Consider the following 13,967-nt stretch of genomic DNA (forward strand, 5'->3'; position numbering starts at 1 on the left):
CCATAACTCTTGTGGAAGGCTTTGGTTATTTCTTCTTCTTTGGGTTGTTCTTGTTTTCTATTTCCAGAATTGTGTTTTCAATGATCTCAAGAACCTTGTTGGTTTCTTTGAAAATTGCTTCTCTTGAAAACCGAAGTACAGTTAAGCCGATGTTTTCGAAATCCTTCTCTTGCGAAATGTCTTTATTAGGAAAATGACTGTTTCCTTCCAGCTCAATCACCAGGAGCAATTCATGGCAGAAAAAGTCCGCGATGTAGTTTAACAAAGGTTTCTGACGATGAAACTCATAGCCTTTCATCCGCTTGTCTTTCAGAAAATACCACAGCTTAATTTCTGTTTTGCTGCTCTTGTTTCTTCGTTTTCTGGCAATTTCTACCAGCTCGGGGTTGTAGGGTATGATGATGCGTTTCACGTTTTTTCTGCAAGTTAACTTATCTCGAAAGCTATTTCAGGTCAGTGAGTAAATACTTAAAATTGCACCGTGAAAACTATTGCACTCAAACCAGGAAAGGAAAGATCATTGGAGCGCAGACACCCATGGGTGTTTAGTGGGGCATTGAACTTACAGGAAAATATTGCGGATGGAGAGTTGGTTCGAGTAACCAATAAGAAAGGTCGGTTCCTTGGAATTGGCCATTTTCAAAATGCTTCCATTGCGGTTCGAATCATCTCATTTGAAGATCGCGCAATAGATCACCAGTTTTGGGTGGATGCCATTTCTGATGCAAGGGAAACACGTTCACGGTTGAGTTTGCCCAATGAGTCAACGGACATTTATCGATTGGTTCATGGCGAAGGAGATCAGTTAACAGGACTGATCATCGATGTTTATGGTGACACAGCAGTGATCCAGCCACACAGTCAAGGTATGTATTTGCAAGCGAAGGATATTTGCTCGGCACTGAAAGAAGTGCTGGATGAATCTTTGAAAACCTGCATTTTGAAACACCCCAGTCATGTAAAGGACGATTCTGCCGAAGTACTTTTCGGTGAATCCAAAGAGATCTATCTAGCCAAAGAATGGGGAGTAACTTTCCAGTTGGATCTACTATATGGTCAGAAAACGGGCTTTTTTGTGGATCAGCGAGAAAACCGAAAACGACTCGGTGAATATAGTAAGGGCAAAAAAGTGCTTAATACATTCTGTTACAACGGTGGTTTTAGTCTGTGCGCCTTGAATGCAGGAGCGGAGAAAGTGGTGTCTATCGATGTGTCCAAATCAGCTATTGAGCAGACAAAAGAGAACCTGAAAATCAATGGCTATGATCCAGAAACACATGAGTGCATTGCCATGGATACGTTTGATTACATGCAGCAAAACGAGCAGGATTTTGATGTAATCGTATTGGATCCGCCGGCTTTTGCCAAGCACATGAGTGCCAGACACAACGCACTAAAGGGCTACACACGATTGAATGCTATGGCACTTCGCCAGATCAAACCTGGTGGGATACTTTTCACCTTTAGTTGCTCGCAAGTTGTAGACAAGACCTTGTTTTACAATGCGATCGTTGCGGCGGCCATTCAAGCTGGGCGAACCGTCAAGGTCTTGGAGCGTTTATCACAACCAGGAGATCATCCTGTCAGTATTTTCCATCCTGAAGGAGAGTACCTGAAAGGGTTGATTTTGGAGGTTTGGTAAACATTTACTCTTCCAATAAAGTCTTAGCGTTTTCAAGCATAAACCGGTCCGGGTTATGAGGATCTATTGATAAGCCCCATTTTTCCAATACCGGAGCTTCAAGACTTTTCTGTCTGTACTCGTCAGGCGTCATGATTGGAATGCTGTAAATGATGGGATAATATCTTTGGCAACTAGGGCAGGTCATCAGCCCTTCGATGATTTCATCATTTTCTTCTGTGAGTATAGTCACTTCCAAATCTCCCTTGTCAAAAGGGCAACACATTTTTTCTAATAATGCTTTTCTCATATCGATGGTTTTAGTGTTTTTAGTTTTGCGCAATAGGTCTTAGCAGCTTCTGTAGGATTATCAGCACTCATGATGCCAGAGATAACCGCGATTCCTTGAAAGTCCAGGTTTTTAAGTTGATCCAAGTTGTCTGGCCTGATACCGCCAGAAAGGAATAATGGTAGATCTGTGATGGTTCTGGTTTGTAGTACAACCGCTGGAGATACAATCTCACAACTAGTAACGGAAGGTGACGGAAACATGGCACAAAAACTTAGATAGGAAATCTGTTGCTGATCTGCCCATTTGATTTTTTGCAAATCGTTACCTACTGTTAACCCAATAACCTTATTGTGAAGATTGCTTTTTACCTGTTCCCAGTTTTTGGGTACTTCATCAAAGTGCACTCCGCTTAGTCCACATTCCTGGGCCAGTTGCCAATCTTCGTGCATCAACACAGGGACTTTATAGCTGAATGCGACCTCTTTAATTTGATCAATTGTAGTTCGCTTTTGTCTCGAGCTAAAACCTTTAGGCCAATGATTCCAAATTTGGACAATGCTAACTCCGCCAGATAGTGCCTGAGATAGTCTTTCCAGTATAGCATCTTCACTAGATGGATCGATGACTAAATAAATACCTGATAGCTTCATTTCCATCCTTTTTTTATCGCATTGAAAAAAGCAGCCCAATAGGGATCCTCACCAGAGTATTGATAGCTATTGCTATCGTCGATTTGATGGCAGCTTTCATCTTTTGTCAATTCCCCAATGACTTGTGCAGAAATGCCATTGCTTGTAAGTGCATGTATGAGTTTCTCCCCTGCAGATGAATCTACGGCCATCAGCATTGAGCCAGCACCTATTGATTGTAACGGGTCAATTTCGAATAGTTGAGCGATGGATTGACATTCAGGAGTTACTACAATGCTTTCTTTATTAATTCGAAAACCGCACCCTGAAGCCTTACTCATTTCGTATACAGCTCCGACGATGCCACCTTCTGTGACATCATGCATAGCGTGCAGTTCTTTGCCTGCTATTAGCGTTTCTTTGGCAATTAAAGCCTCTTTAAGTGAAGACAATTTCCAAAAGTTTTCTGAAGCGGATTGCTGAATTTCTACTCCACAATTGTTTGCGACTGTTTCTGGAAATGCCATAGCCAGCAAAGAGGTTGATGACAATGCAGCGCTTTTAGTCATGATGATGATGTCTCCTGCTTTTGCCATTTTGCTCGTGAGAATTTGATCTAGAGGCGCATGTAAGAACATGGTGCCACCTCCGGAAATCGTAGATTCTTGACCGGGTATTTGTCCTGTGTGGCCTCCGGTGATCGCAATTTCATGTTGATCACACAATAAATGAATGTGATTCCAATAAGACTTAAAGTCGTCTTTGGAAAGCGTACTTGGCAAGTTCAGCACAAACTGTGCATACTGCGGGCTGAAGCCCGTAGTGGCCATATCGTTGATTAACAAGTGTATGGACAGCCAAGCAGACACTTCCATACCGAGAGAAGGTATCAGCGAAAGCGGGTCGCTGGATATGGCCAGACCTTGCCCACCTCCTAAATCGAGCACGGCTGTATCTACTCCAAATTGAGGACCTTGAGTCACGTCTGGTCTATTGTGACCGAGAGAATTCCACAAAAGGTCTTTAAAGTGTTGCTCGCCTACTTTTCCACTATTCGTTTCGAAAGCACCCATTATACATCATTTAGTTGGATATGAAATCCAAAGAAGTCTCCATAAGGTACTTGCCATTGCTGTGTTGGAAACCACTTAGGCAGGCCTGTAGCATTCCATCTAATCGTATAGTCTCTGTCTGGAAGAGCTTTGGAGACTAGTTCTTTGAGAGTTTTAGGCGTATAGAAATTGGCTGTGACGTAGTAATTGTTTCTACTAAATGCCTGTTGCACTCTTCTACGGATTAGTTTGGGCGTATTGCGATTCATCATGCCCATAATGATTCCATATTTCCCCACTCGCACCGCTTCTCTAATGACAGCCACAGGATCTTTGTAGTATTCGAAGGTGGTCACGAATGCCAGAGCATCAAAGCTGTGATCTTTGAAAGGCATGTGATGAGAATCTGCTAAAACCAGGTCACCATCAAAGAGATGAACTCCTTGAGCAAGCATAAACGGTGATATGTCTCCGCCAGTAGCTTCAATGCCGATTTCATGCCACCACCTGGTAAACCGGGTAGTTCCACAGCCAAATTCAAGTAATGTTTTGACTCTGGTGTCTTTCTTGATGAGTTGCTCTAGCGTCTTTTTTTGCCATACTTCTTGTCTTTTGTATGGCCCTTCGTAGTAGTCTTCATAGTGGTCTGTATCGTCTCGGTTAAAGAACCACTCTTTTCTACCTTGCCAATTGCGGAGCTCACCGGTCGCAACGTCAAATTTTTGTTTAGTTGTGATATTACTCATAGGTCATTCTTTTTTGACAACCTGAGTAATGCCCTGAAAATAGAAGATTAAATCATTGGATGATGATTACAATTCCTACGCTGGCATTATCCAGATCAGGTTACGGGTATAATCTCAGCTCTCAATTTGGAGCACCCCCTTGTAAAATATTGATCGGGACAAATGTAAGAAAGAAAGCATGGAAGAAGAAAATGGAAGAGTCGATAATAAGTCAAAAAAATGCTGATTTGTCAGAACCATTTGGTGATATACTTCATTATAAGTACCTACATAGAAAATGAAAATACAAATGAGTACAGATAAACAACCACTATTGCAGCCATACGAGTCCAAAAACCTGAAACTTAGAAATCGGGTAGTGATGGCTCCAATGACAAGAAGCAGAGCGAATAATGCTGAAAAAGCAGCAACAGGGGACCTTCAAGGAACTTATTATGAACAACGAGCGAGTGCAGGATTGATCATTACCGAAGGATCTCAGGTTTCAGAAAAAGCTGTAGGGTATATCAATACACCAGGCATACATTCTGCGGCTCAAGTAGCTGGGTGGAAGGAAGTAACCGAGAAAGTGCATGCTGCCGGAGGAACTATTTTCCTTCAGCTGTGGCATGTAGGTAGAATGTCCCATCCAGATTTTCACAATGGTGACTTGCCACACTCAGCGAGTGCGATTAATCCAAACTCCAAATCATATACTCCTGAAGGATTTAAAGATACCGTCGCTCCGAAAGAGATGACGAAAGAAGATATCGAGCAGACTATAAAGGATTTTGCAAATGCTGCGAAAAACGCGATTGAAGCGGGGTTTGATGGTGTGGAGATTCACTCCTCTAATGGGTATTTATTCCATCAGTTTTTCAACGCTACTTCCAACCATAGAACAGATGAGTATGGAGGGAGTAAAGAAAACAGAGCGCGTTTCTTGTTTGAAGTATTGGACGCAGTAAAGCAACAAATTCCCATTCAAAAAGTGGGATTACGCTTGAATCCGTCACTGCATGGCATTTTTGGAATGACCATGGATGAAGACACCATCCCAACGTTTGATTACATCATTGAGAAGTTGAATGACTATGATCTGGCGTATTTGCACCTGTCGGAGCCCTTTACAGATGTTTCAGAAATTCCGTATGCTGAAACGCAAATAGCGAAAAGATATCGACCGATATACAAAGGAACTTTGATGATCAATTCGAATTTTGATCAGGAAAAAGGAAACCAAGTGATTGAGGATGGTGATGCGGACCTAGTTGCTTTTGGTAAGCCATACATTTCCAATCCTGATTTGGTAGAGCGATTTGAGCAGGGTGTGGAGTTAACCGACTGGGATCAGGATACCTTCTACACTCCTGGGCATAAAGGGTATACAGACTATGAGGCTAAAACGGCTGTAAAAGCTTAAAATTAGTTTGCACAATAAAATTAAGGCCACCAGACGAAATCGTCTGGTGGCCTTTTACTTTGTATCAATTAAATGATTACTTCTTGGTAGTGATGATGATCACTCCTGTTTCAGAATTGTATTCTTTTTTTGCCTTCTCATCTTTGATCACATTAATTTTTTCAATACTCTCAGGAGACAGTTTGCTCAACTCTTCTTTGGAAGCCACTTTTCCATCAATGATAACCATTGGATCTCCTTCTCCACCTCTTATTTTGATGGTAGTCGATGCATTAGGATCCGCGTCGCTAGTTTTTCTAATCTTAAATTCCGTATCCAAAGGTTTTACTTCTTCATCAGAATTTGTAGAAGTAATCAAAATCACTCCATTCGGTGCATTGTATTCTTCCAGCGCTTTGTCACTTTTCAGCACATTCATTGACTTGATTTTTGCAGGATCTAGTAGTGAAATGATTTGGTGATCGTATTTGATACCGTCAATGTAAACATCTGGCTCCGCCCCATCTTTTAAACTTATTTTGACATCTTTTTTGACTTTTTTGTCCTGTGCCATCACACTTCCAGCAGTCAGACACCAGGCAGTAAGTCCTAATATGATATATTTTGATTTCATTGTATTCTAAAGGTTTTGATTTAACAATTGGATTTAGTTTGTAGCTACGTATATTTCAATCAGCTCATCGCTGTAGAGAATTTCTTTATCGTTTTCTTCTGCAGGAAACATAGATAGTGCTTCCTGAAGCATTTGTTCTTTTTGACTCAACGTCATTTCTGTATCATTTCCAATGGGGTAAAAGATGAATCCCAAAACCAGCACAACAGATGCTGCCGCTGCAGTTAATCCATAAAGGAAATGCTGTTTTTGCTTTTTTTCAGATTGGATTTTGTTCCAAATGATATCTTCTAGTCCTTCTGGTGGCGTTTGATTATTTCTACTTACAAACTCCACCCATGGGTCGGACTCTTTTCCAGAGTTTTCAAAAAGCTCTTTTTCTTCCTGAAGGGAAGTTTCTCCATTCAGGTATTTCTTCATGATCTCATCTTTATTCATAGCTGTAGATCTTTTTGAGTTGTGTACTTAGATGTTTGCGTGCTCTTGAAAGTAATACTCGTATATGTTCTATTTTCAATCCGGTTGCTGCTGCTATTTCTGCAAACTCCAATCCGTCAAGGTCTCTCATGGCCAAAACTTCACCTTGTTGTTCCGGAAGTTCTTGAATGAGTTCTCCAATAATTCCATTCAGCTCCTTCCATTCAATTTCTGAATGAGAGCTCAGGTTGCTGGAAGTATTGATGTCAATAGCATCTGGTACCAATTTGATTTGACGTTTCTTCAATAAGTCCAAACAATGATTACGAGCAGTCAACACAACGAAACCAGTGATATTTGGATGTTTGGAAAGTTTTTTACGTTGTTTCCATAGTTTCAGCATCACTTCTTGCACTGCGTCACTGGCATCATCTCGGTTGCCCAACATCCGGGCTGCTACAGGATATATCTTCTGACTCAATGGAAGAATGGTCTCTCTAAACGTTGTACTGTTCATGTACTATCAATAACGACAATGGCGCTTCGGCATAACAGCGAGTCGAAACAATTTCTGCTAAAACTAGTTTAACTACCACCAAGAGCGAGTAACTAAACTGAACAATTATGAAAAAATTCAGAGCACTCGCCAGCCTACCCTTTCTAATACTGTACACCATCTTGTTGGGCAAAACGATGCTTAAGCAACTGTTTTCTAATGATAAACAGATTGCTGACAAGCACTGATTGTTCCGGTCTTATTGTATTAATCAAAAACAACTCACACTATGGCACTCAACTTAAAGAGGTACCTTCAATTTACATTTTTGGCTTCGGTCCTGTTCATCATCATTGGATTTGTAACCGGTAAAATATCAGTCGAAAGCTTTACCTACATTTCATTGGTAGGTACGATAACGGCCGTATTCAAGATCTTGCTAGTCGCACTCATGTTGTTACTAGGTCTGGCCATGTCATTGCCTGCATTGATTGCAGATTTAATTCTGCTGTTTATGGGCTTTAGTTTCCCATTGCTTGAGGCAATTTGGGGAGTAATCTGGGACAGAGTAACTATTGGTTGGTTCTGGGGAAGCACTTCAGGTTCCAGCGTATTATTTGGTTCAATTATCCTGGCAGTGATCTCCGCTTTCGCAATGAAAAGACGATAATAATAGATTAATAAATGCAGTCAAAACGCCTAATTTTAGCGGCATTTTATTTTTATCTCTACCGGTTTAGGTGTAATCTTTTATCTTTATTCCATGCCTGAATCAACCAAAAAATTTCCCATCAAGATAACAGAAGAACGTGTTATCAAACGCATTACTCTGGCAGGTGTTTTTTCAGATGTGATAAGTGGTTTCAACATTGAGCGTGGCTTGATTTTTACAATTAAGCTTCTTTTTTCCAGACCAGGATATTTACTCAGGTATTACTTTTATGAAGGAAGATATCGTGTTTTCAACAATTTCAGGTTGTTGATTTTAACCACCGCTGCTAGTGTTTTGGCTATGTATACCATAGCTCCTGAAGATTTCTTATTGGCTTTTGGTGAGGGTTATAACAGCGTGGATGGTTCTTCCCAAGTAGATATGAAAGCCTATGAAGACTGGATTATGGACTGGTATAATCTCATCCTTTGGACCGCCATTCCAATTTATGCACTGTTTTCTTATTTGTTTAATCGTAAGGCTGGATACAACTACGCTGAGCATATGGTTATGCAATCTTTTCATATCAGCGCTCTCAATATCATCTCATTGGTTTTTGTAATCATCACAGCTCTTACCTCACAAGAATGGATGATTCTTATTCTGCTGTTGGTAGCAGTAGCATACTATTTCTGGATGTTGATTAGCTGGTTTGAAAAACGATCTTTTGGATTTATTCTGAAGAATTTAATAGGATACGTACTTGCTAATATCGTTTATATATTAGGGGTTGGTATAGCGGTGGCAATGGTCTTTTTGACCTAACTTCATCTAAACTGACTCATAAAAGATTGGAGTTCTACTAACTCCCGTTCAGATAGGCTATCTACCTTATTTAAAATGTCAATTTTTAGATTTTGACTTTCCTCAGAATTGGCTTTGTTTCTTAACATGTCATCCATGTTCCAACCCGCCAGATCCCAGGCGCATATTTCTCGGAAATTGGCATGAACTCCTTTTTGTTTTGCTTTGATGCAGGTTTTCACTACTGATTCCACATTACCACCGGCGATGGCATGTACTTCTAGGTGCTGTAATTCTATCGGAATGCTCGATTTATGACAGATAATTAATGCATTGACGATCTCGTCAACCGGGCTTCTACGAATTCTTAAAAAGATCAGCTCCATCAGGCTTACTTTTACACCACTAAATGTCGCCGTGACCCATATATTCAAGGGTACAAAATAGAGGAAAGCAATTACAATGAATGCTATAAAGAGGTAGGGAATTAGATGCATGCTGGTTTGCGGAAAGTCCCGAATAAAATCTAATGGTCAATTGATAAGCTGTACTTCACTGCTAAGCTCTCACTTACCTGAAGAGCTTCTTGACTTTTTGGAAATTCTGGAGTCACATCTATTAGTATATGTGCTTTGTCTGTTGCGTCTTGATCTTTGTCCTGTGCTGATAAGCTAATACTGGTGAGGACAAGTGAGAGAATAATTAGTTGCTTCATAATGACATTCGGTTGTATATCAAAAATATAAAATTCAGTCACAAATTCACTATTTGTTGTCAATTGGTTGACTAATGAGCTATTAATAGCCAAACCATACTCAGTAACAAGCGTTAGACTGATATGCAATTCACCTTGGACTACTTGCGAAAGCACTGGATTACACTCACTGTTATTTTTTTACTTGGTTGGTTGAGTGTTTTTATGGTTTTTCAATTTGTAGACATCAGCAGAGATATGTTGGCCAATGAATTTGATCAACTGGATCAAGAGGCTGCTTCATTGGCCTTGGCCATGCGAAATGATACGTTCACCACTGTAATGCACATCGTAACCAATTTTGGTAACTGGTACGCATTTTTAGGCATATTCATTATTCTGTCCATTATCATTTACCAACAGCGAAACCACTTAAAGAGTCCGTTGATATCTGTAGCGATTATTACAGGCGCAAGTGTGGTGATGTATTTCCTGAAAGAAGGTTTTGGGCGAGAGCGGCCTACATTAGATACGCTTGTAGAAGCCAGTCTGTCTAGTTTTCCATCTGGCCACTCGATGCTGTCCGTTGTTTTTTATGGCTTTGTCATCTTCTATATATGGACTGTCAGCAATAGTCGGCTTTTTCAAATTTCAAGTACTGCTTTCTTCATAGTCTTGATTGTTCTAATATGCTGGAGTCGTATTTATCTAGGAGCTCATTTCGCTAGTGATGTACTAGCAGGCATAGTGGCTGGTGTTGGATGGCTATCTACTTCACTGTTAATCTATTTGATTATTCGTCTGACCAGGAAAAAGGAAGGCCAGATGGTTCTGGATTAAATTCAGTGATTATTTCAATTGCTGAATAACGGCATACTTTCCATTGTGCATCCATTCCGGATCATGTTTATGAAGATCTACTACTTGCTCTTTCTTAAGGCCTGTTTGAATGTCAGATTTCAAGGTTCGTAAGGTGAAAACCTTATCGAAACCAATGGTCTCAAGTTCAAATGACAAATGAGGAGGAAATGCTTTGTCATGGAAAAACCTTCGGTAATTAGCATCCCCTTTAGTTAATAATAAATTGGTCTCCCCCTCAATAAAGGGTAATTTGTTATAAAAAGTGGGAGAATTCCAGAATGGATGGCTTGTCACTTGCAACTTGCTGGAATCTAGAAGCTGTTTGATTTCAGAGACAAAATCCAGAAGGCCAATTACTTCAAGGTGTTTAAGAAGAATCTCCAAATCATTGGGAGTCGCATCCGAAACTAATAATGGCATGTGTTTTAAGTGCAATGTTACCTGCTTACAAGTCTCTGATAACTTGGTAATCAGCAATAAATCTGTAAACAGCTCTACACCAGAATTGTCAGCTATCAGGTGAATACCAGTTTCCGGGATATGGTGGATCAATTGATTACTATCGTCAATAAGATAGGTGAGAGGGTTGCCTTTCGTGCTACCTGCTAGTTGGCTAAGGTCTGCTTGATTTCCTTCAACTGCTAGATGAATATATTGATCAACAGAAAGCTCGAATCGATCACTAGCCAGTCGCTTGAAGAAGGCAGTGTTCTTCTTCAGATCTTGTCGTTTGATGTGCCCAAATGGGTCGATAAAGTCTTGGTTGCTTGCAATGATCTGGTTGATCAGTCGATAAAAGTAGATTTCTAGGAAGAAGAAAGGGACTTCTTCAAATCGTTTACCGGAATACTCCTCAAAAAATGGTTGCCAAAAGACGGATTCTTCAGAAGTTAACTCAATTGGTTCTATTCTCTGATTATCCAGATTGTTTAGAAGTGAAGTAAGTTGTGTTTTACTTGCCGGGTTTAACTCTGGGGTGTCCAAAACATCCTTCAGGATTTTGGGAAATCGTGTTTCGAGCGTAAATCCTGCAAATGTGCCTTTAGTGGGGTCAATGTAAGGATAATCTGACAACTTCATAGTGGCGAAGATAACTGTGGAAAAGAAGAATCTAACCTTACATGAGCTGACTGATGTCTTTGATTATGGTCCAGGTGAATAGCACAATGATCAATCCCCAAAATATCTGATCGATGCGGTTGTAGAGTTTGTAGCTAAAAGGTTTGTTGAAAAAAGCTTCTGTAATTAGTGGAATCGTTCTCGTCATGGCTGTTTTAGGGAACGGCAAAAACTCGTAAAAAACAAAACCCCCTAGTATCACTCCCGTGATTCGGAGAAACCTCAAATAGGACCACTCACCAAAGAGCTGTGCCATGCGAACTGGACCAGAAAGCGTATCAGCATCGGCTATTCCTCCAAAAATCAAAATGTAGAGCGCTTTGATGTTGATCCAAATCAAACGAAATGGTTCCAGAAATCCATATCTGATTGCTCGTAGTACACTTTCCTCTTGAACAAAGCCAATAAATAAGAAAATGAAGATAGCCATAATCATCATGGAAAAGGCTCCTCCAAAGTTGATCAACAACCGGTGAAGAATAGGCCTATCAGCATATTCCCATGCCATTTTCATGCGTTCTTTGGATCCATCTGGCTGATAGCTATAAAATCGTGCGAAGTAGGGCAGCGGAATGAACAAACCAACCGAAATCGTCACCAAACTCAGAGAAAAAGTAAATGCAGGTTTTTCTCCCATTCCAAGAAAGATATGTCGGTCATAAATTCCATACCTAAGACATAGCACTAGCTTTCCCAGCAAATACACCAGGTAAATGAACAGGTAAGCTACTATGGTAGAGAAAGTTGGATTCATTGATTTAAGGCATTCACAAATCTATTAAATTACCATGAGTTGAGCGTTGACATGATTTAGACTCATTTTCTTCATGAAAACCCACAGAAAGAAATGATTAAATATGTAACCTAAATATCTTCTGGCAATTGTTCCATAGTATTTACTTTAAAGTGCGAATACAATGAAGGGTGCACATAAAATTTATTGTTATTGGAAATATCCATTCGAGTAATTTCTAATTCATCATAAAAGAACGCAGTAGAAAAAGTTGGCCCTTTTTTAACACCAATTATTCCAATATGGTACAGTATATAAATCAACCGTTTTGCAAATACTATAAATTTGATTTTATCACTTTTCCAATCATTAATTGCTGCTTCCAAGCCTCCCTTAAAATGTTTTGAAGTATCAACTTCTAGATAAAGTTCTTCAAATTGATCCTCATGTAATGATTTTAACCTAAATCCATTATTGATTCCATTTAAGAACGAGGTTACAAGGCCAATTTCACCATAATTTTCTCTCCACTCGTCCTCCAAGGCATGAAAACGATCTGTTGAATATGGAACTTCAGCTTTATAAATAACATCTTTAGTGAATGATGTTTTGCTGTTTGCTTTTTGAAAAGCATAGTTTACAAAACTTATAATGTCTCGGGGCCTCATATATGTTCGATCAAGAACATATTTGAATCCAGTTTCACCAGTTCTTCGAACATCATAGAAGGCTTCTGCAACATTCAATTCATGGTTAGTGATATTTATCAATCTATTGTCAACCAGTATTTTTAGTTCTTTTTCTTCCCAGGTCATATCAGCATATAAAGGTCTGAGTTTTTCTCGTTGGCCTCCTTCATGCATACTTCCAAGTTTCAATAAATCATTCAGGTTTTCTCTTAAGGAGACAATAATTTTTACTCCTTTGAATTGCCGAATTTCCTTAATTACCTCAACCATTGCATCAATAAGGTTGTATTTGAATTCAGTTTCTATCCACTCTTTATCTAAGTCATCTATTACTATATAAAACTTCTTTTGATGATCAGTGAAGAGATCGGACTTCATAATATTAAAGATCTCAATAAGTTCTTTGGATTGAACCTCATGTATTACTGATTCGGCTTTATGCTTGATTTCTGTTCTGGAAGTACTACTTGTTTGCGATGAAGAATTTAAACTAACTCCCAGCTCATTTATTGATAATCCTGTTTTGGAACTAATACCATCAACAAGAGACTTTTCTAGTTCTTTAATTTGATACTCCGCATCTAACCAAAACTTGTCGGTCCAATTATCCAGGTATTTTAAAGCTTTTTCTTTTCTGGGATCGGATTTTCCAATTTTTAATATGGCTTCTCTAATATTCTGAATCCAAATAGATTTTTTCTCTTTATTGTAATCATCAGGAAAGTAAAGTTTCAGAAGTTCAACTACAAAAACATGTTTCCAAAGCACCTTGAAAAATAAGCTTAGGTTGACATCAAGATCTCTAAAATATCTTAATACTGTAGAGTTACTTAGATATCTTAATGACAAAGACCCTGGCTCAATTCTGGTAACATTACTACATTTTTCTTCTATGTATCTTATAACTGCACTTTTACCTGATCCAGTTCGACCTAGAAGGATAGATTTCTGTGATTTTGTGTCTATTATTTCCTCTAGAACTTCATGCTCAACATAAACATCAAACAGAATTTCATCAGTTTCTGCGTCAGGTGATCCGATATTTAAGTTTTTTCTTATCCGATATTTCTTACTCATTAATTGGGCGGTAAAGTGGTAGTTCTAATATAACAATATCAAACAATTAACCTTACACTTAATGGATGAA

General features: G+C 39.3%; 18 protein-coding genes and 1 riboswitch. Of the genes, 5 read left to right on the top strand and 13 right to left on the bottom strand.

From position 1 onward, the window contains the following. Positions 1-25 precede the first annotated feature (25 nt). Complete coding sequence (locus NXS00_RS15620; RefSeq protein WP_258100173.1) at positions 26-412, bottom strand: endonuclease domain-containing protein; 387 nt, start codon at positions 410-412, stop codon at positions 26-28. Between the two features lie 69 nt (positions 413-481). Here NXS00_RS15620 and NXS00_RS15625 point away from each other — a divergent pair, with 69 nt between their 5' ends. Further along, positions 482-1,642: a class I SAM-dependent rRNA methyltransferase gene (locus tag NXS00_RS15625; protein WP_258100174.1), complete on the top strand. Its 1,161-nt coding sequence runs from the start codon at positions 482-484 to the stop codon at positions 1,640-1,642. Positions 1,643-1,646: 4 nt separating this feature from the next. Here the strand turns inward: NXS00_RS15625 and NXS00_RS15630 are convergent, their stop codons facing one another. Genes NXS00_RS15630 through NXS00_RS15645 form a run of 4 tightly spaced genes read right to left on the bottom strand, consistent with a single transcriptional unit; the run spans position 1,647 to position 4,340 of the window. Then, on the bottom strand, positions 1,647-1,931 hold the full coding sequence (locus NXS00_RS15630) for a Trm112 family protein (protein WP_258100175.1): 285 nt from the start codon (positions 1,929-1,931) through the stop codon (positions 1,647-1,649). Next, positions 1,928-2,563 carry a thiamine phosphate synthase gene (locus tag NXS00_RS15635; RefSeq protein ID WP_258100176.1) on the bottom strand — a complete coding sequence of 212 codons (636 nt, stop codon included), beginning with the start codon at positions 2,561-2,563 and terminating at the stop codon, positions 1,928-1,930. Before NXS00_RS15635 ends, NXS00_RS15630 begins: the two co-directional genes overlap by 4 nt. After that, on the bottom strand, positions 2,560-3,615 hold the full coding sequence (locus NXS00_RS15640) for an AIR synthase family protein (protein WP_258100177.1): 1,056 nt from the start codon (positions 3,613-3,615) through the stop codon (positions 2,560-2,562). Before NXS00_RS15640 ends, NXS00_RS15635 begins: the two co-directional genes overlap by 4 nt. Further along, positions 3,615-4,340 (bottom strand): class I SAM-dependent methyltransferase, encoded by a 726-nt coding sequence (locus NXS00_RS15645; RefSeq protein WP_258100178.1) that lies wholly within the window; start codon positions 4,338-4,340, stop codon positions 3,615-3,617. Before NXS00_RS15645 ends, NXS00_RS15640 begins: the two co-directional genes overlap by 1 nt. 55 nt (positions 4,341-4,395) lie before the next feature. After that, positions 4,396-4,489, bottom strand: a riboswitch (TPP riboswitch). A 140-nt stretch (positions 4,490-4,629) separates the two neighbouring features. Here NXS00_RS15645 and NXS00_RS15650 point away from each other — a divergent pair. Continuing rightward, on the top strand, positions 4,630-5,742 hold the full coding sequence (locus tag NXS00_RS15650; RefSeq protein ID WP_258100179.1) for an alkene reductase: 1,113 nt from the start codon (positions 4,630-4,632) through the stop codon (positions 5,740-5,742). Between the two features lie 76 nt (positions 5,743-5,818). Here NXS00_RS15650 and NXS00_RS15655 read toward each other — a convergent pair whose 3' ends face one another. From NXS00_RS15655 to NXS00_RS15665, 3 genes are read right to left on the bottom strand one after another with little or no spacing between them, the layout of a single operon-like run. Then, the gene (locus tag NXS00_RS15655) at positions 5,819-6,355 is read right to left on the bottom strand and encodes a hypothetical protein (protein ID WP_258100180.1); all 537 of its coding nucleotides are present in this window, start codon (positions 6,353-6,355) and stop codon (positions 5,819-5,821) included. 33 nt (positions 6,356-6,388) lie between these two features. Beyond that, positions 6,389-6,793: a hypothetical protein gene (locus NXS00_RS15660; RefSeq protein WP_258100181.1), complete on the bottom strand. Its 405-nt coding sequence runs from the start codon at positions 6,791-6,793 to the stop codon at positions 6,389-6,391. After that, entirely contained in the window at positions 6,786-7,289 is a 504-nt protein-coding gene (locus tag NXS00_RS15665; protein ID WP_258100182.1) for a GFO_1088 family ECF-type sigma factor, read from the bottom strand. The genes NXS00_RS15660 and NXS00_RS15665 overlap by 8 nt, the downstream gene beginning before the upstream one ends. A 268-nt stretch (positions 7,290-7,557) precedes the next feature. Here NXS00_RS15665 and NXS00_RS15670 point away from each other — a divergent pair, with 268 nt between their 5' ends. Next, positions 7,558-7,938 (top strand): hypothetical protein, encoded by a 381-nt coding sequence (locus NXS00_RS15670; protein WP_258100183.1) that lies wholly within the window; start codon positions 7,558-7,560, stop codon positions 7,936-7,938. Between the two features lie 93 nt (positions 7,939-8,031). Further along, positions 8,032-8,745 carry a DUF3667 domain-containing protein gene (locus tag NXS00_RS15675; protein ID WP_258100184.1) on the top strand — a complete coding sequence of 238 codons (714 nt, stop codon included), beginning with the start codon at positions 8,032-8,034 and terminating at the stop codon, positions 8,743-8,745. Between the two features lie 2 nt (positions 8,746-8,747). Here the strand turns inward: NXS00_RS15675 and NXS00_RS15680 are convergent, their stop codons facing one another. After that, on the bottom strand, positions 8,748-9,221 hold the full coding sequence (locus tag NXS00_RS15680; RefSeq protein ID WP_258100185.1) for a flotillin-like FloA family protein: 474 nt from the start codon (positions 9,219-9,221) through the stop codon (positions 8,748-8,750). Between the two features lie 29 nt (positions 9,222-9,250). Then, the gene (locus NXS00_RS15685; RefSeq protein ID WP_258100186.1) at positions 9,251-9,439 is read right to left on the bottom strand and encodes a hypothetical protein; all 189 of its coding nucleotides are present in this window, start codon (positions 9,437-9,439) and stop codon (positions 9,251-9,253) included. A 123-nt stretch (positions 9,440-9,562) separates the two neighbouring features. Between NXS00_RS15685 and NXS00_RS15690 the strand changes: the two genes are divergently transcribed. Further along, positions 9,563-10,258 (top strand): phosphatase PAP2 family protein, encoded by a 696-nt coding sequence (locus tag NXS00_RS15690; protein WP_258100187.1) that lies wholly within the window; start codon positions 9,563-9,565, stop codon positions 10,256-10,258. A gap of 9 nt (positions 10,259-10,267) precedes the next feature. Here the strand turns inward: NXS00_RS15690 and NXS00_RS15695 are convergent, their stop codons facing one another. From NXS00_RS15695 to NXS00_RS15705, 3 genes are all read right to left on the bottom strand, one after another. Further along, positions 10,268-11,359, bottom strand: coding sequence for an ARMT1-like domain-containing protein (locus tag NXS00_RS15695; protein WP_258100188.1), 1,092 nt, complete (start codon positions 11,357-11,359; stop codon positions 10,268-10,270). 37 nt (positions 11,360-11,396) lie between these two features. Continuing rightward, complete coding sequence (locus NXS00_RS15700; RefSeq protein WP_258100189.1) at positions 11,397-12,152, bottom strand: site-2 protease family protein; 756 nt, start codon at positions 12,150-12,152, stop codon at positions 11,397-11,399. Positions 12,153-12,262: 110 nt separating this feature from the next. Then, positions 12,263-13,897 carry a P-loop ATPase, Sll1717 family gene (locus tag NXS00_RS15705; protein WP_258100190.1) on the bottom strand — a complete coding sequence of 545 codons (1,635 nt, stop codon included), beginning with the start codon at positions 13,895-13,897 and terminating at the stop codon, positions 12,263-12,265. Between the last annotated feature and the right edge of the window lie 70 nt (positions 13,898-13,967).

This window comes from Marinoscillum pacificum, assembly GCF_024714495.1.
Taxonomy (GTDB): domain Bacteria; phylum Bacteroidota; class Bacteroidia; order Cytophagales; family Cyclobacteriaceae; genus Marinoscillum; species Marinoscillum pacificum.